This window comes from Candidatus Phaeomarinobacter ectocarpi, from assembly GCF_000689395.1.
Classification (GTDB): Bacteria; Pseudomonadota; Alphaproteobacteria; order CGMCC-115125; family CGMCC-115125; genus Pyruvatibacter; species Pyruvatibacter ectocarpi.
This window is the reverse complement of sequence record NZ_HG966617.1, coordinates 1,155,389-1,175,296: the sequence shown is the minus strand read 5'-3', so window position 1 is coordinate 1,175,296 and position 19,908 is coordinate 1,155,389. Positions and strand designations below refer to the sequence as shown.

Sequence of the window (19,908 nt, the reverse complement as noted above, 5' to 3'; positions counted from 1 at the left end):
TGCCTCCAAGATGACCCTAGGCGGCGCGCGTGCTGGTTTTGTGTAGCGTGCCGCCTGTCATCGGCTTGGAAACCCCGGTGGTTGTGGGCACCGATAGTGGCAATCCCTTGAGATTGCGCACGGCCAGGTAAGCAAACGCCTCAGCCTCCAGCGTATCGCCGCGCCAACCTGCTTCTTCAGCAGCGATGACGCGCACCCCAAGCCGACGCGCCAGTTCGCCCATCAGGACCGGGTTACGGCGCCCGCCTCCTACCACAATCCATTGCTTTGGGGGCTCTGGTAGGTGCTCCAGTGCACGGGCAACGCTTTCAACGGTGAAAGCCACCAATGTGGCTGCCCCATCTGCATTTGATAGTTCCGCGGCTGCCTCAGCTGAAAAATCCAGTCGATCAAGCGATTTTGGCGGCTTGCGGTCGAAATAAGCGTTGGTCAGCATGGTTTTCAGCACGGCCTCGTTGACCGTGCCTGCCTTGGCAAGGGCGCCATTGTGATCAAATGGTTCGCCTATTTTTTCTAGCGCCCATTCATCAATCAGGGCATTCGCAGGACCTGTATCGAAAGCGACTGGATCTGGGCCGTCATTCGGACCAATCCAGGTGACATTTCCAATCCCGCCAAGATTCAACACGGCCAATGGATGGCCGCTCATGTCATGGGCAAGGGCCAAATGATATAGCGGCGCCAGGGGCGCCCCCTCGCCTCCTGCGGTCATGTCTGCAGACCGAAAGTCATTCACCACGTCGACGCCGGTTTCGGCTGCCATCAGCGATCCGTCGCCAAGTTGCAGCGTCCAGCCCTGATCCGGCCGGTGCGCGACGGTCTGACCATGAAAGCCAATCACATCAAACTCTGATGCCGACATATTGGCTTCACTCATCAGCTGGTTCACGACATCAGCCTGCATAAGCGTAATCTCACGCTCCAGCTCGAGCAGGTTTTGAGGTAGTGGACGCGGTGCAGACAACGCCATTGCGCCTGCCAACTCGCCGGCCACCCGATCCCGCAAAGCCCTGGGATAAGGTACCGCAAGGGATGGCCCGGCTTCGACATGTGAGTAACCGTCGGTCGTCACGATGGCAGCATCCACGGCGTCCATAGACGTGCCACTCATGAGCCCGATGGCTTTATGGAGTTGATTGGCATCAGACATTGTCGGGCTCCAGTCATTTGGCAGGTCTGCCGTTCGCCACGGGACGCTTTGCGTTGGCAGGCCGACATGCTAATCCCCCGCCTTCACGGAACCAATATCGATCACCCGCCATTTCCTTTAGGCCTACACGCCTTCCGCCTCCAATCAAAGCGACCAGAACATGCCGAGCTACAAATCAGACTTTCTGAACCACCTCGATGAGCGCGGTTTCATTGCACAATGCTCCGATGCCGACGCGCTTGAAGAAAACCTCTCCAAGGGCGTGGTAACGGGCTATATCGGTTTTGATTGCACGGCTCCAAGTCTGCATGCGGGCTCACTTGTCCAAATCATGATGCTCCGGGCCCTCCAAAAAGCAGGGCATCGACCAATCGTAGTCATTGGTGGCGGCACTACCCGCATTGGTGACCCGTCGTTCCGGGACTCAGCGCGGCCCCTGCTGGACGACGACGCGATCGCCAAAAACAAGGAAGGCATCCGCAAGGTCTTTTCGAAATTCCTCAGCTTTGATGACGGGCCCACCGGCGCCTTGATGGTGGACAATCGTGAATGGCTGGATGGACTTGATTATGTTGATTTCCTGCGAGATGTGGGGCGTCACTTCTCGGTCAATCGGATGTTGTCTTTTGAAAGCGTGAAGGCCCGACTGGAGCGTGAGCAGAACCTTTCGTTCCTGGAATTCAACTACATGATTATCCAGGCCTACGACTTCGCGGAGCTTTACCGGCGGTACGACTGCACCTTGCAAATGGGCGGGTCTGATCAATGGGGTAACATCGTCAATGGCATCGACCTGGGACGGCGCATGGATGATTCCGCGCTCATCGGTCTGACATCACCACTTCTCACAACATCGTCCGGCACCAAGATGGGCAAGACGGCCGATGGTGCGGTCTGGCTAAATGAAGACATGCTGCCTGCCTATGACTACTGGCAGTACTGGCGCAATTGCGAGGATGCGGACGTCGGCAAGCTCTTACGGCTCTTCACGGATCTGTCTCTTGACGAAATAGGCAGGCTCGAAAAGCTCGAAGGAGCAGAGCTCAATGATGCCAAAAAGGTTCTGGCTACCGAGGCAACAGCTATGGCGCACGGGCGCGCTGCCGCTGAATCTGCCGAGGAAACAGCTCGCAAAACCTTTGAAGAAGGTTCCGTCGCATCCGACCTGCCGACCGTCGCAATAGCAGCCGATATGTGGGCTGATGGGCTTGGTCTTCTCACAGCTTTGGTCGAAGCAAAGCTGAGCGCTTCCACCAGCGAGGCCCGTCGCCTCGTGCACGGGGGCGGCGTGCGCATCAATGATGATCAGGTCAGCGACTGGCGCCGGTCTCTGGGCGAAGATGATATTCGCGATGGCGCAATCAAACTTTCCGCCGGCAAAAAGCGCCACGTATTGATCAAGAAAGCTTAGTCACCTAGCCGTCATCACCCGCGCCGCGCGCGCTGCTTTCCGGCGCAGCTTCTGCAGTTGTATCTACATCGGCGGGCTGACTGTTTTCCGGGGAAACATTGGGTTCAGTTGGCGTGTTCGTTGGAACGTCGTCGCTCGCGCTGCCGCCAATCTCAAAAATACGGCGCAGGATGCCCGGCAGAAGGGCCGCTGCGGGATTTACGATCACTTCCGGATCGTTGGATTTGCCTGAAATTCCGTAGGTGATGCCGAAAACACCCTCACCTTCTCGGCCAACGAAAAGTTCACCAATGACGGGAATGTTCCCAAGAAAGCTGTTGACGGTGTATGCCGGAATGATTGTGCCGCCCAGGTCAATCTCATCGGTCTCACGATCCACATGACCCTTGATGGTTGCACCGATCGCAGGTCCGGACAGGATCGCGTCTTTCAGGTCGATGGCTCGCGCATTGACCCGCACCGGTGCGTCCAGCCGGGTGAACAAGATGCCCTCACCCTGAAGTGTATCCCTGATGCCTGTCAGTGAACCGAGTGTCAAAACATCAGCCACGATAGGTGCATTTCGGATGCGCAGTGTGTCGCCGGTCAGGCGTCCTTCCAGTGGACTGCCGTCCAGTCGATCGTCAATCTCAGCTGAAAAATCCACATTGCCGCCATCCATATTGTCGTAGAGGTCCAGCCCCCGAAGCACGGCGCCCGCATTGCGAGATGTTGCTTCAACCTTCCGGGTGCCATAGGTCGTCGGCTTCATCTCGATGTCGAGGTCCCCACCGGTCTCAAATACACCGTCCACCGACAGTTCCTGCATACGTGAACCAACCATCTTCAAGGATGCTGTCACGCCAGTCAGCACTTCCCCCACATGGGCGGTAACTCGGTCCACGTTGGCATTCGCTAAAATGACTTCATCAGACACTTCGTCCCCTTCAGAAGCTGGTGCGTCTGCAAACAGGTCATCCAGAAAATCCCGGGCATCAAACGCGGGACCATTCACGTCAATACGAACTATTCCGTCCTCGGGAGACCGAACCGCAACCCCGGACAGGTCGGTTCCATTTGCCAGAAGCAACCGCGAGACGGATGCATGCTGCATGGTCCCGTTTGGATCGAAAAAAGCGCTGCCCTGCAGTTGAACGCCCTGACCTGACATGCTCATTCCCGACAGAGTTATGCTGCCGTCATCGGCCTGCGTGTAATTGCCTGCCAGAGTTGCGGGAACGCCCGAATCTTTACGCCATGCAATCAATGGTTCCACGACCGTTACAGGGCCGAGGTCAGCTTCAAATTCGGCTGTCGCAATATCAGGGCCTCGTCCCTTGAGAACAGCCTGCACAGGAAGAGACCCCTGAATGTTCCGGACGATACCGACGCCAAGCTGAGTTCGGGTGGCGTCGTCAAAGATACCTGTGACATCAAACGTGCTGCCTGGTCTTTTGCCCGCATTGAAGTCCTCAACCCATTTCAGCGAGATTGGCGTTCCCGCCAAGACCATGGTGCCATTGGCTCTCAAATGCGTGTTCGACACAGTGAAGGCCATGTCACCACCGTTGAGCGTCACACCCTGGCTGATATCCGGCATATCAAGCTGGGTTGCGCGTCCGGACGCACCAAAGCCGACATCCTCGAACAACAGCAAACTGCGCATTGGCAGCGTTACCTTGATCTGGGTGGTACCCGTTCCTGACACCTCATTCGGGTCAAGGCCAAAGCGGCTTATGTAGCCGAGCGGTTCCTGATCAATCAGCGAAAGAATAGCGGTCATGGATCCGGCCGCCTTCACATCAATGAAAGCGTCGTTACCACGAATGTGGAAGTCTTCTGTCCTGAAGCTTCCGTCAGTTACCTGAATGAGACCACCCGACGGGGGGGCAATTTCACCCCCAACCATCTTTGCCTCAAACGCATTGCCCTTCAGATCCAGCGACCCGCGCGCGTAGCGAATGGGAGAGAGATCACCCAGGTAGCGCACCTGCAAGTCTGCAAATTGCACGTTGAGAGAAACGGCATCGTCAGGAAGCGGCGTAGCATCAAGCGCGCCATCGGGCGCATCGATTTTGAGGACACCTTGATCGAGGTATCCGCCTGTGATGTTTGAGACAACCCAATCGCGTGCACCGGTGCCTACTCTGGGTGGCCACATCTGCATCAAGTCACTTACGAGCAGTTGCTCTATCTCCCCGTCAAGCACCACAGAAAGTGGTCCTTCTGTCAGACCGGAGAGCTGTCCAGCGACCGACACATATCCTTCTCCAAGTGCCATCGACGCGTTTTCAATGTCGAGACGGCCGTCTCCGAGCGCATATTTCAGTGTCGCCTCAAGCCCATCAACTCGCGCGATACCAACCGTGACGTTTGGAATATTGATAGCAACAGGCTGCGTCTCGACGGACAAATACACGTCTTCGATGCCGCCGGCATCGGCAACGGTTATCTCGCCGCGACCAGCCACCGACAGGTCGATGGCCTCGCCTTTGACGGCAAGCTCATCCAGTTCGACAACACCTTCCGGCCAGGTCACCCGGCCTTTGATGTGCGCACTATCAATCTCATAACTCCAGGGGCGAGGTGTGTAGGGCGGCGGGATGTCTTCAGGTTGTGGCTTGCCGTCATAGCCAAGTGGCTTTGGTGGATAGAAAGGCTCGGGCTCATTGATCGGCAGAACGAGTTCTCCGGGCCCGGCATTCAAATCGACTTCAAGGTCCGCAATGGAGAGGCCATCTCGGTTCAGCTTCGCCGTCACCCGGCCCGAGACGGCGCTGTTGATCATTGCAAGCGGTTCAAGCGCAACCATCGTCCGTGCAAAATCCGGGAGCATGATGTTGTTGAGGTTCGCCACAATGACCACAGGTTCATCAGGACCCGAGGCGCGAACAGTCCCTATGAAATCCCACTCCCCGCCTGGAGATAGAACATGAGCATTTATGACGCCGGCCATTCCGATTGGTGTATTGCGAAATTCAAGTCCCACATCGGATGCCAGCCAAAGACCACCTGACCGTTGATCAAATACGGTGATCGCGGCATCGCGGATGCTAAGCCCTTCCAGATGTCGACCCGCATCTGCATCGTCTCCAGGGGATGCCACGGCCTCAATAAGCGTGGCCAACAGAGCATCGCCCTCCTCCGACACCGCAGGCTCCGGTGCGGGAAGCGCTGCACCGTTTCTGGTCAGGCCGAAGCTGATTGTGCCTTCTGCACTTCGCACCAGCGTTAGCGATGCGCCTTCAAACACCAGTTTTTTGGGCACCAACCGGCCCGCAAGCGCGGCGCGCAGGTTGAAGTCGATTGCCAGTTTCGGCACCGACACAACTTCCTGATCTTCTTCACCAAGGATGACGACATTGACCGCCTGCAGCTCCAGGGCGCCTTGCCCATCCGCCCAGGCGATGACCATGTCTTCGATATCAATGCGATTGTCGGGTAATTGATCGTTGGCAGCCTGCTCGACAAATGGCGTCAGGAAGCTGACCGGCAGTGGGCCCTGCGACAACCGCCATGCAGCCGCCGCAGCAAGCAGCAACGCGACGGCGGAAAGCCCCGCAACAACTTCGAGAGCGATTTTGGTAGCCGGACGGATCAAAAGGTCAGTATCTCGTTTCCTGTGTGCTGCCCCTCACATATGCGCGAGACCAGCTGGCTTTCATCGATTTCCGTGAAAGCCCTATCGAATCAACGCCCATAATGGCAAAAACCGTGGCCAAAAGGGTGTACAGAGGTGCCCATTTCCTCGGAGCGCACCATATTGCTCAATTATGGCCTTTGCGCGTCAGACGAACCGACACACGCCGGCCGGCAAGCAACTTTACGGGAGACATAAGAATGGCGAGCGAACTGGTAGAAGGCAAAAAAGCCCCGGCATTTTCCATGCCGACAGATGGCGACGGCAAAACCGCCCTCAAGGACTACAAAGGCCAGCCACTGGTTTTGTACTTCTATCCAAAGGACGACACATCGGGTTGCACCAAGCAGGCAATCGGTTTCACGGAACATTTGAAGGCGTTCGAAAAAGCCGGAGCTGCTATTCTTGGGGTCTCACGAGACCCTGTGAAAAAGCATGACAAATTCAAAGACAAGCATGACCTCAAGATCGCCCTTGGATCGGATGAAGAGGGCAAGGTGACAGAGGCGTATGGCGTCTGGGTGGAAAAGAGCATGTATGGCCGCAAGTATATGGGCATTGAGCGCTCGACGTTTCTAATCGACAGCAATGGCAAGATTGCCCGGGTCTGGCGCAAGGTGAAAGTTCCAGGGCACGTGGAGGATGTCCTTGAGGCTGTAAAAGCGCTTTGAGTGCATCGGCACCCAACCACGGCCTGGCGGCCCAGGCCGTTGCTGTGCTGATGACTGCCAATGCGTCTGAAAAAGCGCTGGCTGTCAGGCGCATGGCTGCCGACTGGCGCAGCGGCAAACTGCAGTGGCCCGGCTTAAAGGTAGAGGTGCCCGACCGCCCGGCTCGCCCGAGCAAGCCAGAGCTGCTTGCTCCCCGCGCCATGAAACGTCGCGGACCGGGCAGTTTGGCCGGGCGCATCGCCCTCCTCCACGCCCTTGCACACATTGAACTCAATGCAATTGATCTGGCTTGCGATCTTCTTGCACGGTTTACCAACGACAGGGAGACCCCTCTGCCGACAGCATTTGCTGATGACTGGGTGAAAGTGGCCGACGAAGAAGGCAAACACTTCTTGATGCTGGAAGCTCGGCTCCGCGAATTGGATGCCACATATGGCGACCTCCCGGCTCATGACGGACTCTGGCAGGCCGCTGAGGCCACCTCTCACGACTTTGCGGCCCGTCTGGCTATCGTCCCGCTGGTGCACGAGGCCCGCGGGCTGGACGTCACTCCTCAAACAGTCTCTGCATTGGAGCGGGCCGGCGACCAACAAAGCGCCAAAGTCCTGCAGACAATCTACGACGACGAAATTGGACATGTGTCCGCAGGTGTCACCTGGTTCGCTGACGCAGCCATGCGTCGCAACCGGGACCCAAAAGAGCTTTTTGACGCATCGGTTGATGCCTATCACACGGGTAAGCTTAAAGGCCCATTCAATGAGGATGCACGACGTGAAGCAGGGTTGGCCGCATTGTTCGCTGGCACATGACCTGCATTGTTTCTGACGTCCCCTTGTTCGGGTAGGTGAAAGTGATTTTTCCTCCGAATTCTGCGGGAAAATTTCGCAAGGCGAGGTCCAGCTGCTGGCGCCTGTCCGCTTTTGAAACGCTTTTGGGTTGATTTCGATTAACTAGGTTAGGGATTCTTAACCTCAACCGGTTGAAATCGCTGAAGCAATACGGTTCTATGCCCCTTCTTGGGGGCTCAGACGCTTAGAGGGGTAAAGTGTCAAATAACTCCGATTTTTCGGGTTCGGTGGTACGGGGGTTCCGCCGAGTATTCACCGAACGCCAGTTCTATTTGCGCAGCCATGGACAGGTCCAGTTCATGGCCCTGTCAGCGTGGACGCAGGCCGTCCTTGCCTTGGGCGCGGTCTTTTTCCTGGGTTGGGTCGGCTTTACGTCGGTGAACGTGGTTTTCCAGGACCAGATCATCGCCGCCAAAGACCGCAAGTTCATTCGCATGCAGTCTGCCTACGAGCAGCGCATTGCTGAGATGCAGTCGTCCTATGATGAAGTGTCCACTGAGATGGTCCTCGCCCAGTCGCGCTTCCTGTCGCAGACAAGCGATCTGGAAGCCAAGCACGGCCTTCTCGCAGACCTTTTGAACCACAGCCGCGAAGTGCGCAGCCAGCTTGATGACATGCGCAAGAAAGTTGCCGGTCTGCCCGGGACCAACAAGCGCAAGGCTGATGGGGAGACCCGTATTATGCTTCGGCCAGCACCGGTCGAAGGCGCCTTTCGTGAGAGCCGGGTTCAAGTTTCGCCACCACATCTCAACATGAACAGTTCCAGCGGCCAGGGCGGTGCATATACCGACCTTGCCCAGGCAGCCGACGGTCTTCGCCATGAAGAAAAAGTCGCGTTCATGGATCACCGGCTTGAAAATCTGGATCTTGTGCAGCAGCACCTGGTTAACCGGATCGAAGAAGAAACTGATCTGGAGATCAAAGAAATTGAGTCCATCATCCGCATGACCGGCTTCGACCCGGATGCGATGGCGGAAGACATGACCCTTGAGGCCGTGGCTGAAGGTGGCCCGTTCATCAACTTCGCAGACACGGTTCTGCCGGATGGCGAGACCAGCGAAGGGTTTGACCGACAGATTTTCCGGGTTGCTACCAATCTGGATCGGATTTCCGTTCTCAATCAGGCCCTTCGGCAACTGCCGCTGGCAAAACCGATCTATGGCATTGAGACCACAAGTAACTTCGGCGCGCGCGTTGATCCCTTCAACCGCAAGCTTGCATTCCACTCCGGCATTGATTTTGCCGGACCCTACGGCACCAAAGTGCACGCTCCCATGGCCGGTAAGGTCGTCTATGCGGGCTGGCGTGGCGCCTATGGGCGGTTCGTCGAAGTTGACCATGGAAATGGCATAAAGACGCGCTACGCTCATCTAGCCAGCATTAAAGTCAAAGTTGGCGACGTTGTTGAGTTTCGTGAAACTCTTGGCAAGGTAGGATCATCTGGTCGCTCCACAGGCCCGCACCTCCACTATGAGGTCTGGGTTGATGGAAAAGTCCAGAATCCAGCCAAATTTTTGAAGGCAGGTCAGTATGTTCTCGAAGAAGGATAGCGGTAGCGTGGCGAAAGCCGCCCCCGCCCCCGCGCCACGCCGCGGACGTTCCGCACCGTCCATTATTTCGGATGACCTCGTCGTCCACGGCAACCTCATTGCAACCGGCGACATCCAGATTGATGGCACGGTAGAAGGCGATGTCCGCAGTCAGTCACTGACCGTGGGCGAGCACGCGACCATTACAGGCGCTGTGATGGCCGACGACATTGTTGTTCGCGGCCGCATTGTCGGCTCCATTCGCGCCCGCCGCGTGCAGCTGGCAACCACGTGCCACGTTGAGGGCGATATCCTCCACGAAGCTCTGGCTGTTGAAACAGGTGCGTTCTTTGAAGGCAATTGCCGCCATTCAGATGACCCACTGGGTGATGAAATGCCGTCATCAGCGCCAAGCAGTGAGGCACCAGCATCTCTCAAGATTGCAGATGCACAACGCCCCACGCCTGAGAAACAGGCTCCGTCAGCGCCAGCTGCCAAGTCTGCCAACACAGCGCCGGCGTCAAAGTCAGACGAAGGCAAGGGCGGTGTGGTCGTAAAGGACGGCGCAGTTGTGGTTCGCCGCCCAGCTGCCCAGTAGGCATTTCAGGAATTAGACGAAAAAGGCCCGCGGAATGCTCCGCGGGCCTTTTTGTTTTCAGCGTGGAAAGCCGGACTTCAAAGTCAGCTATTCCGCGACCTCAGCTGTAGCCTGTTCTTTTTCTTCTACCTTGTTAGCCAGAGCGGCTGCCAGGAACGGGTCAATGCCACCATCGAGTACGGCGGAGGGATTACCAATCTCCACACCAGTGCGCAGATCCTTTACCAGCTGATATGGCTGCAACACATAGGACCGTATCTGGTGACCCCAGCCGATATCGGTTTTGCTGGCCGCCTGCTCCTGGGCTTCCTCTTCACGCCGCTGCAGCTCTGCCTCGTAAATGCGGGCCCTCAGCATCGTCCAAGCTGTTGCCTTGTTCTTGTGTTGCGAGCGCTCATTTTGGCACTGAACCACAATTCCGGTTGGATTGTGGGTGATGCGGACCGCGCTGTCCGTCGTGTTCACATGCTGCCCGCCAGCGCCCGACGCGCGATAGGTATCGATGCGGACGTCAGATTCCGGGATGTCGATCTCAATCGAGTCATCAACAATCGGATATACCCAAACGCTGGCAAAACTCGTATGACGGCGGGCCTGACTGTCATAAGGAGAAATTCGCACCAGGCGATGGACGCCTGACTCCGTCCGCAGCCAGCCATATGCGTTGTGGCCTTTTATCTGCAGCGTTGCAGACTTGATGCCAGCTTCGTCGCCCTGTGTTTCTGCAACCAGGTCTACCTTGTAGCCCTTGGCTTCGCCCCAGCGCATGTACATGCGCAGCAACATCTGGGCCCAATCATTGGACTCGGTGCCACCAGCACCGGCGTGGACTTCCAGGTAGGTGTCGTTGGCGTCCGCCTCTCCAGACAGCAGTGTCTCCAGCTCACGCTCCGCAGCGACGTCACGCGCTGCCCTCAAACTGGCCTCAGCTTCAGCGACCACCTCGTCATCGCCTTCTGCTTCGCCCATCTCAATGAGTTCCACATTGTCAGACAATGCACTTTCAAGGTCGCGGTAGTTCTTCAGGGCAGTTTCAAGCCGGGTGCGGTCGCGCATAACGGCCTGTGCCTTTTCGGGATCGTCCCAAAGGCTGGAGTCTTCTGCCCGCTCGTTGAGCTTCTCTAGTTCCCGTTCCGTCTCGGCGGGGTCAAAGATGCCTCCTCAGCAGCGCAAGCGACTGCTGGAGTTCGTCAACGAGATCACGGATCTCGGCACGCATGGATACTCTCCTGAAATCCATCTTCCGGCGGCGGCTTTCCCCGATCTGCCTACTTCATTGGTAGGCAGATGCCGCCTGCTCGTCAGACGTAAATGTGAAGCGCGGAACCTAGGCCCGGAAGGCCGGTCAGTAAAGCCCGCCTGTGCCAGTTCCCAATGTGGGAACCGGCGGCGGTGGCGTGTTGTTGCCTGATGCAAATGTGTCGGTTGTTGTACCGCGCAATACCTGTGATGGCGCGCGAGGCTCCGTTCCAGCCTTGAACGCTTCAAGAATGGCCCCGTCACTGCCAGGCCGCGCAATCAGTCCAGATTTCCCGTTGACGCGCACAAGTGTGACCCCAGGCGGAATGCGGAATGGAATGGCTGGTTTGTCAGCAAGAGCTTCGCGCATTACATCGCGGAACACGGGAGCTGCAAGACCACCGCCTGTTTCACCGCGTCCCATAGGTTTGGGCTCATCAAAGCCAACGAACACACCGAGTGCCAGATCAGGTGAAAATCCGACAAACCACGCATCCTGCTCCCGGTTTGTAGTTCCGGTCTTGCCTGCCAAGGGTTTGCCAATAGAGGCAATGGTTCGTCCGGTACCGCGCTGGACAACGCCGCGAAGCATTGACACCACCTGGTATGCCGTACGCGGATCAATAACCCGCTCTCGTGTGTCTGAGATACTTGGAGACGCCTGACCTGCCCATTCATTGGCTGCACACCCAAGACATTCGCGAACATCATGGCGATAAATGGTGCGGCCGTAGCGATCCTGGATTCGGTCAATCAGAACAGGTTCAATCTTCTTGCCGCCATTGACTAACATCCCGTAGGCGTTTGTCAGCTTGAGCAAAGTCGTTTCGCCGGCGCCCAATGACATGGAAAGCACGGGCATCATGTCGTCCATGATGCCAAAGCGACGTGCATATTCGCTGACCTTTTCCATTCCAACGGCCTGCGCCAGCCGCACGGTCATGACATTGCGTGACTTTTCAAGTCCCAGGCGAAGTGTCGACGGTCCGTAGAATGTGCGCGAGTAGTTTTCCGGTTTCCAAAGAGCAAGACCCGGCCCCTGCTCAATAACGAAGGGTGCGTCGAGAACAAGACTGGATGGCGTGTAGCCATTGTCGAGCGCCGCTGCATACACAAATGGCTTGAACGAGGACCCTGGTTGGCGAACGGCCTGCGTTGCTCGGTTGAACTCTGAAAGCTGGTAGCTGAAGCCGCCGACCAGAGCGAGGACGCGGCCCGTGTGCGGATCAATCGCAACGACCGCGCCGTTTACTTCTGGAATCTGTCGCAGCGCGAACTGCGCCTGGCCGGATGACCCATCTTCGGCGACAGTGGGAGTAACCCAAATTACGTCACCGCGATTGAGCACCTGCGTGGCATCAGTGATCTCAGGTCCCGTTTTCCTGTTGTTGGTGGATGCCCGGGCCCACGTAACCTCGGAAAGCGGAATGTACCCTGTTTCGCCTGGATCAACCATGCGGCCTGCTTCGTCTACGTCGGGGCGCAGACCAATCTCAGCGCCTTCCGCTGTGACGTCCAGGACCACCGCAAGACGCCATGGTGCGAGGTCGCGCGCGGTGTCCATACCGACGAGCGCTTTTGGCCAATCCGCAGTCCAATCTGTGGCCGCGTCCATGCTCGCAAAGGCACCGCGCCACCCATGGCGCTGATCGTAGGCGACCAGCGTTTCACGAAGGGCTGACCGAATGATGGCCTGAAGGTTTGTATCCAGCGTCGTGCGAACGGACAGTCCGCCATCGTAGATCTTTTCTTCGTCATACATGCTGATGGCACGACGACGTACTTCCTCGACGAAAAACTGAGTTTCGACGATCTGCGCGCCTGACGGACGGGGCGTGATGTTGAATGGCTCAGCCCGGGCAACTGACGCTTCGAACGGTGTAATCCACTCATTCTCCGTCATCCGGGAGAGCACCCAGTTGCGCCGGGCAACCGCCCGCTCGCGCTGCCGGAAAGGATGATAGTTGTTCGGTGCCTTGGGCAGGGCTGCGAGGTACGCCATCTCGCCAAGAGTCAATTCATCAAGCGACTTGCCGAAATAGTTGAGCGCTGCTGCAGCGACACCATAGGACCCCAAGCCGAGATAAATTTCATTGAGGTAGAGCTCAAGAATACGCTCCTTGGAGTAGGCAGTCTCGATCCGTCGGGCCAGAAGGGCTTCTTTGATCTTCCGCTCGAACGACACTTCATTGGTCAGCAAGAAGTTCTTGGCAACCTGTTGGGTGATCGTAGAAGCGCCTTCCAAACGACGGTTGTTCACATAGTTGGCAACATTGGAAACGGTTGCGCGCAGGACACCGAAGATATCGACGCCTTCGTGATCAAAGAAGTTTTTGTCTTCCGCGGAGAGGAAGGCGTTGATCAGGTCTTTGGGAATGGCTGTGATTGGAACATACAACCGCCGCTCACGGGCGAATTCAGCAATAAGGGAGCCGTCGCCTGCATGGGCGCGCGTCATTACCGGTGGCTCGTAGTGGGCCAGTTGGTCATGTGGCGGCAGGTCCTGCGAGAAACTCCACAGCAGGAATGCCACGCCCAATGCCACGCCCGCTACGAGCACGACACCTGCAACCCCCAGGTAAGCAAGAATTCTCATCATCTGGTCAGATACATCCCCGGTCGTATGAAGTCGCTTGAAGTCCCAAGCCCTGCGCGCGCAAATATGCTGTTGAAGGTGGGCAAAAATAGAGCCTGGATATGTCTATCGCTGAGCCCACGCACATCTTCAAGAGTAATCCCATCTAGTGGTGAATTATGGCATGCCCATGACCCATTTTTCCAATCACGACCGCTATTTGGCCGCAGGAATGAAGCGTTTATTTTCCGCAGATCAACTATTGGCTGGCCTCCGCCAAACGCTCGGCAAAGTAGGCATCTACCCCCCGCGCAATTGCCTGCGATGTCTTCTTTCGCCAGCTTGAAGATGTTAGGCTCAGTTCGTCATCCGAATTGGTCAAGAAGCCCAATTCAATGAGGACAGATGGCACATCCGGCGCTTTCAACACCCTGAAACCGGCAAATCTGTGGGTGTTGCGCAAGATTTTGGTGACTTCAGACATTTTAGGGATGACGGTCTGCGCAAATCGAACTGACAGGTTCTTGGTTTCGCGCTGCGCAAGGTCAATAAGGATGTCTCGCACCTCGTCGCTATCCCCTCCGAGATTCACACCTGCGATAACGTCAGCTTCGTTTTCCTTGCGGGCCAGCCGCGCTGCTTCAGCGTCAGACGCCTTTTCTGACAGGGTATAGACCGAGGCGCCGCGGACATCCCGACGTTCAATCGAGTCCGCATGAACGGAAATGAAGAGGTCGGCATTGTGGCGGCGCGCGATCGCTACCCTCTCTCTGAGCTCAATGAAGATATCTGTGTCCCGCGTCAGGTGAACCTCATACCGGCCTGTAGCCCTCAAGGCTTCGCCCAAGGTTTTGGCAAAAGCCAGTGTGACGTTTTTCTCGCGCGTTCCACGGCCGCCCAGTGCGCCGGGATCGACACCTCCGTGGCCCGCATCAATAACCACGATCTTTCGGGCATTGGTAGCGGGTTTGGCACTTGGCACGTCTGGTGTCGGTTTGGTGATCGCTGGCGTTGCGGGCGCTGCATCCGGCCAGCCTGCGGCGGCCCTGAATGAGGCATCCGGTGTGCTGACAAGATCGAACACAATGCGCCAGTTCTTATTGTTGGCAGGGTCTGGTGGCAGCACGAAGGAGCGCGAGATTTTTGCCGGCCCCGAGAGATCAATCACAACGCGAGCGTTGCCGGGGCGGAACAGTCCGTAGCGGAACGAGCTGACCATTCCACGGCCTGAAGGGACGAAGTCCGATGCCAATTCCCAGTCAAGTGCGGGAAGGTCAATAATGAGGCGGTGAGGGTCGGCCAGAGTGAAAGCCTTTGCCTCCACTTTTCCGCTCAACTCCAGTACAAACCGGGTCGTCTCGCCGCTTTTGCCTAGGCGCACGTCTATCACGGACGGCGCCACATCCTGCGCATTTGCAGGGAGCACCAGATTTGCACCCAGCAGGCCGCAAACGATTGCGACGGCGCTCAGCAAGCGCTTGACCACCTGAGCGGGATTTCTGGAAAAGAAATGTGAGATCGGCATTGCGGCAGATTTCCGGGCATTTGAAACCGCTGTCGGATAATGCACCAACATCGGGAGCGAGTACTAAACGGCTAGAATTCGCCAAAATCAGGGCTCAGCCGCACATTGACCCCGAATAATAAGTGGCAAAGGATTAACCGCTCATAAACCATCTCACCCGCAGGCTCACTCTTGAGCCGTTTTTCGGCAGGATTGGCACATGTGTATCGTGCCGCTTGCATGTCACGGGACGGCCCGGCTACAACTTAAGCCGTGCAAATGACTGACACGCGCGCAGTCAGGGGCGAAAAACCGCTGAAATCCGCGAAATCTCTCATGAAAGCACGTCTTTTTCAGGTGACTCGTTGGGGACCGGCTCGTTGGCCGGATAGGCGATCATCTGAACGAATGAATTTTGACCGTATCAGGCACGCCACCCTCAAATCGATGGCGACGTCTGAGATCGAGACAACCGCTTGGGCCCAACCGTCAATACAGCCGGTCGACGCCCACCTTGAAAACTGAACCAATGACCGTTTCTCGACCCAGCACAGCACGCAAATTCGCCGCCAGGCGAACCGCGGCTTTGCGGGCGCTATTCGGGCATGCGCCATCAAGCGCATGGACGCGAAACGGCATTCCCTTATCCCTTATTGCGCGCCGCGCGGCAGAGATGCCCGCCCGGACACCTCACCGCCTGTTTACAGGTGATGTAGGCCCGGCCAGCGCCGGCGCGCCTGGAGAACCTGCCCATGGGCAAGAAAATGCTGATAGACGCGGCCCACCGGGAAGAAACCCGCGTGGCCATCGTCTCGGGAAACCGTGTCGAGAACTTCGACTTTGAATCCGAGGCCAAACGTCCCTTAAGGGGCAATATCTATCTCGCTAAAGTTACACGCGTTGAACCGTCGCTGCAGGCTGCCTTCATTGAGTATGGCGGCAACAGGCACGGCTTTCTTGCGTTCAGCGAAATCCATCCTGACTACTATCAAATTCCTGTCGCGGACCGCGAAAAGTTGCTGGCTGAAGAAGCCGCAGAGGAATTTGACGAGGATGATGACAATTACGATGAAGATGACGACAGCGACGCCGACGCTGCCTCAGACGAGAGCGATGATGCCTATGACATCGGCGCTCATGCGTTTGAAGCAGATGATGAGAGCGGAGACGGCAATGACGACGCCTCTGACGATGAGGCTGCTACGCCTGCGATAGCAGCTGAGGCCGCATCGACCGAGTCCATCAGCGAAGATGTGTCCGATGATGAAGACGCCATTGACGATGATGGCGATCTGCCAGAGACCAACATCGAAGAGATCAACGACGAAGACAGCGCTGAAGAAGTTACATCCTCAGACGATGACGACGACATCGACTCAAGCGATGATGATGACGAAGGCGACGACCAGAGCGACGAAGACTCTGAAGCGTCCAGCGATGACGATGAGACAGTTACAGCCTCTGGCGATGATGACGAAAAGAAGTCTGACAATCGCGGTCGTGGACGCGGGCGTGGCCGCAACGGAAACCGGAATGGCGGTCGCGGCTCCTCGCGCGGTCGCAACGGCCGAAGCGGCGATCGTCGTCCAAGCCGCCGCAGCCGCTCGCGTCACTACAAAATTCAGGAAGTCATAAAGCGCCGCCAGATCATGCTGGTTCAGGTCGTGAAAGAAGAGCGCGGCAACAAGGGCGCTGCTCTCACAACCTATTTGTCACTCGCCGGCCGCTATTGCGTCCTGATGCCGAACACTGCGCGCGGTGGCGGCATCTCACGGAAAATTACAAACACGTCCGATCGTCGGCGCCTCAAAGAAGCAATGAATGAGATGGACGTGGCAACCGGCATGGGCCTTATCGTCCGCACCGCCGGGGCAAATCGCACAAAGGTCGAGATCAAGCGTGATTTCGACTACCTGCTGCGTCTGTGGGAGAACATTCGGGACCTGACGCTCAAGTCTTCTGCGCCCTGCCTGATTTACGAAGAAGGCGATCTGATCAAGCGGTCCATCCGCGACCAGTATTCCAAGGACATCGACGAGATCATTGTTGATGGCGACAAGGCGTACAAGGAAGCCAAGGATTTCATGCGCATGCTCATGCCGAGCCATGCGAAGAACGTGAAACGCTACAAGGATAGCGAGCCGCTGTTGCAGCGCCACGGTGTGCAAAGCGAGCTTGACGCTCTGCTTGAGCCGACCGTTACGCTTAAATCAGGTGGCTATATCGTCATCAATCCAACGGAAGCGCTTGTTTCTATTGATGTGAACTCCGGCAAATCCACCAAAGAACACAATATCGAGGCGACTGCAGTTTCCACGAACCTGGAAGCCGCTGAAGAGATTGCTCGCCAGCTCCGGCTTCGTGATATGGCCGGCCTTGTCGTCATTGACTTCATCGATATGGATGAGCCGCGCAACAATCGCGCCGTTGAACGCAAACTTAAAGACAGCCTGAAGCAGGATCGCGCCCGCATCCAGGTCGGTCGAATTTCATCATTCGGCCTTCTTGAAATGTCGCGCCAGCGCATGCGCTCCGGCGTATTGGAGGGGTCGACTGACACCTGCCCACACTGTCAGGGAACAGGCATGATCCGGTCGACGGAATCTGCTGCCCTTCAGGTATTGCGTGCGGTCGAGGCTGAAGCGCTCAAGGGTCGGGCAAAGGCACTCGATGTGAATGTCCCGATGGACATTGCGGTGTTCATTCTCAATCAGAAACGCACCACTTTGCTGGACATAGAACGTCGCGGTCGTGTCTCGGTTTACATGGTTGCGGACGCCTCCTTGATCTCTCCTGATTATTCCATCAAGCGTACTGACGACCGCACGCCAGATGTGTCCATGGACACTGATGCATTGAGCATGGAAAGCGCATTCGACGACGAGGAAGACGCAGCGCTGGATGCCAAGGCTGAAGCTGCCGCTCGCAGCGAAGAAGAAGCTGATGCATCAGCCAATACCGAGAACAGCAGTGGCGAAGATGCGGATGGGGATGGAGAAGACAAACCCAAGCGGCGGCGGCGCAGGCGTCGTGGTCGCAAGTCAGAATCTGGTTCCGCAGAAAACAACGCTGCCGAAGATGGCGACACTTCTGAGGCCGCAGCAACAGAAGCATCTGGTTCTGAAGATGGTGACGGCGAGACGCCTGAACTTGATGAAGATGGCAAGCCGCGCAAGCGCCGCCGCCGTGGTCGCCGAGGTGGCAGGCGCCATCGCAGGACAGCTGATGCGGATGATGAAGGCAATTCAGAAGGAACCAACGGTGACGTTGAGACGACAGCCAAAGCATCTGATTCTGACGTTGACACCAACAACTCCACGTCCGATGGCGATGAGGAAGCGCCAGTATTGGTAGCCTACTCGACAAGCGCGTCAGAGCCGATGGTCGTGGATCAGTCGCAGACACCAGCTGAGTCCACCACCAGTCCTGCCAGCGAGACTGACAATGAAGCAGAGCAGGCTGTTGCAGATACAGCAGCAGCGTCTGCCGCTTCAACAAAAGCATCGGTGGAAGTGGAAACGTCGGAAACACCTGCTGAACCAACCAAGCGTGGGTGGTGGCAGCGCCGGCTCTCCAGCTAGCTCAGACGTCTCAGGAGCTTTGCTTACTCAGCTCAGCTTCATGGCTTTGAGCCGTTTGACGGCTTCAATCATATGGCTCGTCGGCCCTGCGAATGAAAAACGCAGGGTCGTCTTGCCTGCTTCTGGATCAAAGTCTGTACCCGGAGTGACAGCAATGTCGGCTTCTTCAAGAATGCGACGACACAGTTCTTCACTGTCCCGGGTCAGATCGCTCACATCAGCATAGATGTAAAACGCACCATCTGATGGTGCCAGATTTGTGAAGCCCGCAGTCGGCAAGCCCTTCATCAGGACGTCCCGGTTGGCCCGGTAGACCGCAAAATTGGATTCCAATTCTTGTGTTGCCTCAAACGCCTCGACAGCCGCGATCTGGCTAAGAGTTGGCACCGAGATGAAGAGGTTTTGAGCCAGCCTCTCAATCGGTCGAACCATTTCGTGCGGTGCAATCATCCAGCCGATGCGCCACCCGGTCATGGAATAGTATTTTGAGAAGCTGTTGATGACGATGGCATCAGGGTTGGACGCAAGCGCTGTTGCTTCCGGCACGGTCCCGTAGGTCAGGCGATGATAGATTTCATCACTGATAAGCGTGAGGCCATGCTGGCGCGCCACTTTTCCTATGGCTGCAAGCTCGCCTGGCTCGATCATCGCCCCTGTAGGATTTGCAGGGCTTGCTATCAAGACGCCGTCTAGCCGTGTTGTACGTGCAGCCTCATCGAGAGCCTCTGCCGTCATCTGGTAGCCAGAGCCTGCGCCGGTTCGGACCGGCACCATTTCCAGATCCATTGCCTTGATGATGTTACGATAGGCAGGATAAGCGGGCATTGCCAGAGCAATTCTGGCACCGGCATCAAAGGCTGCAAGAAATGCCAGCTGGAACCCACCTGAGCTTCCAGACGTCACGATAACCTGATCAGCAGAAACGGTTGTGCCGTAGGCTTCTTCATAGTGACGCGCGATGCGCGCGCGCAACGCCGGCAAGCCCAGCGCCTCGGCATAGCCCAACCTGTGAGCATGCAGTGCCCGAGATGCCGCGTTCAATGCCAGCTGTGGCGCCGGCGTTCCAGGCTGGCCAACTTCCATATGGACCACATCATGGCCATCAGCCTCGCGCTGGTTTGCAGCGCGCATTACGTCCATCACAATGAACGGGTCGACCTGACCGCGATTTGAAAGCGTCATG

General features: G+C 56.9%; 12 protein-coding genes. 6 read left to right on the top strand and 6 right to left on the bottom strand.

Going from position 1 to position 19,908, the window contains the following annotated elements; genetic code table 11:
* Positions 1–16: 16 nt before the first annotated feature.
* Positions 17–1,150: an anhydro-N-acetylmuramic acid kinase gene (locus tag BN1012_RS05550; protein ID WP_043948853.1), complete on the bottom strand. Its 1,134-nt coding sequence runs from the start codon at positions 1,148–1,150 to the stop codon at positions 17–19.
* Positions 1,151–1,310: 160 nt separating this feature from the next.
* Here BN1012_RS05550 and tyrS point away from each other — a divergent pair, with 160 nt between their 5' ends.
* Complete coding sequence (gene tyrS, locus BN1012_RS05545) at positions 1,311–2,561, top strand: tyrosine--tRNA ligase (protein WP_043948852.1); 1,251 nt, start codon at positions 1,311–1,313, stop codon at positions 2,559–2,561.
* A 4-nt stretch (positions 2,562–2,565) separates the two neighbouring features.
* Here the strand turns inward: tyrS and BN1012_RS05540 are convergent, their stop codons facing one another.
* Entirely contained in the window at positions 2,566–6,141 is a 3,576-nt protein-coding gene (locus BN1012_RS05540; protein WP_043948851.1) for a YhdP family protein, read from the bottom strand.
* A 239-nt stretch (positions 6,142–6,380) separates the two neighbouring features.
* Here BN1012_RS05540 and bcp point away from each other — a divergent pair, with 239 nt between their 5' ends.
* The 4 genes from bcp to BN1012_RS05520 all read left to right on the top strand — a co-directional run bounded on the left by bcp (position 6,381) and on the right by BN1012_RS05520 (position 9,826).
* Positions 6,381–6,851: a thioredoxin-dependent thiol peroxidase gene (bcp, locus tag BN1012_RS05535; protein WP_043948850.1), complete on the top strand. Its 471-nt coding sequence runs from the start codon at positions 6,381–6,383 to the stop codon at positions 6,849–6,851.
* Between the two features lie 50 nt (positions 6,852–6,901).
* On the top strand, positions 6,902–7,660 hold the full coding sequence (locus tag BN1012_RS05530) for a ferritin-like domain-containing protein (RefSeq protein ID WP_052535604.1): 759 nt from the start codon (positions 6,902–6,904) through the stop codon (positions 7,658–7,660).
* A 236-nt stretch (positions 7,661–7,896) separates the two neighbouring features.
* Positions 7,897–9,249 (top strand): peptidoglycan DD-metalloendopeptidase family protein, encoded by a 1,353-nt coding sequence (locus tag BN1012_RS05525; RefSeq protein WP_320408873.1) that lies wholly within the window; start codon positions 7,897–7,899, stop codon positions 9,247–9,249.
* A complete protein-coding gene (locus tag BN1012_RS05520; RefSeq protein WP_063958488.1) occupies positions 9,230–9,826 on the top strand; it encodes a bactofilin family protein in 597 nt (198 codons plus the stop codon). Before BN1012_RS05525 ends, BN1012_RS05520 begins: the two co-directional genes overlap by 20 nt.
* 87 nt (positions 9,827–9,913) lie before the next feature.
* Here BN1012_RS05520 and prfB read toward each other — a convergent pair.
* The 3 genes from prfB to BN1012_RS05505 all read right to left on the bottom strand — a co-directional run bounded on the left by prfB (position 9,914) and on the right by BN1012_RS05505 (position 15,165).
* Positions 9,914–11,045, bottom strand: a protein-coding gene (gene prfB / locus BN1012_RS05515) for a peptide chain release factor 2 (RefSeq protein WP_122381344.1) whose coding sequence is annotated in 2 segments (ribosomal slippage) — positions 9,914–10,978 and positions 10,980–11,045 — 1,131 coding nt in all. Because the reading frame shifts where the segments join, the coding sequence is not laid out codon by codon here.
* A gap of 126 nt (positions 11,046–11,171) precedes the next feature.
* Positions 11,172–13,664 (bottom strand): penicillin-binding protein 1A, encoded by a 2,493-nt coding sequence (locus BN1012_RS05510; RefSeq protein WP_043948846.1) that lies wholly within the window; start codon positions 13,662–13,664, stop codon positions 11,172–11,174.
* A gap of 235 nt (positions 13,665–13,899) precedes the next feature.
* Positions 13,900–15,165 (bottom strand): N-acetylmuramoyl-L-alanine amidase, encoded by a 1,266-nt coding sequence (locus BN1012_RS05505; RefSeq protein ID WP_063958519.1) that lies wholly within the window; start codon positions 15,163–15,165, stop codon positions 13,900–13,902.
* A gap of 731 nt (positions 15,166–15,896) precedes the next feature.
* On the opposite strand from BN1012_RS05505, the gene BN1012_RS05500 reads away from it, so the two are divergent.
* Positions 15,897–18,725, top strand: coding sequence for a ribonuclease E/G (locus BN1012_RS05500; RefSeq protein ID WP_043948845.1), 2,829 nt, complete (start codon positions 15,897–15,899; stop codon positions 18,723–18,725).
* A gap of 27 nt (positions 18,726–18,752) precedes the next feature.
* Here BN1012_RS05500 and BN1012_RS05495 read toward each other — a convergent pair whose 3' ends face one another.
* Positions 18,753–19,907: a pyridoxal phosphate-dependent aminotransferase gene (locus BN1012_RS05495; RefSeq protein ID WP_043948844.1), complete on the bottom strand. Its 1,155-nt coding sequence runs from the start codon at positions 19,905–19,907 to the stop codon at positions 18,753–18,755.
* Position 19,908 lies beyond the last annotated feature (1 nt).

Coding starts and splice junctions, on each gene's coding strand:
- BN1012_RS05550 (WP_043948853.1), bottom strand. CDS start 1,150: ATGTCTGATGCCAATCAACTCCATAAAGCCATCGGGCTCATGAGTGGC.
- tyrS (WP_043948852.1), top strand. CDS start 1,311: ATGCCGAGCTACAAATCAGACTTTCTGAACCACCTCGATGAGCGCGGT.
- bcp (WP_043948850.1), top strand. CDS start 6,381: ATGGCGAGCGAACTGGTAGAAGGCAAAAAAGCCCCGGCATTTTCCATG.
- BN1012_RS05530 (WP_052535604.1), top strand. CDS start 6,902: ATGACTGCCAATGCGTCTGAAAAAGCGCTGGCTGTCAGGCGCATGGCT.
- BN1012_RS05520 (WP_063958488.1), top strand. CDS start 9,230: ATGTTCTCGAAGAAGGATAGCGGTAGCGTGGCGAAAGCCGCCCCCGCC.
- BN1012_RS05510 (WP_043948846.1), bottom strand. CDS start 13,664: ATGATGAGAATTCTTGCTTACCTGGGGGTTGCAGGTGTCGTGCTCGTA.
- BN1012_RS05505 (WP_063958519.1), bottom strand. CDS start 15,165: ATGCCGATCTCACATTTCTTTTCCAGAAATCCCGCTCAGGTGGTCAAG.
- BN1012_RS05500 (WP_043948845.1), top strand. CDS start 15,897: ATGGGCAAGAAAATGCTGATAGACGCGGCCCACCGGGAAGAAACCCGC.
- BN1012_RS05495 (WP_043948844.1), bottom strand. CDS start 19,907: ATGACGCTTTCAAATCGCGGTCAGGTCGACCCGTTCATTGTGATGGAC.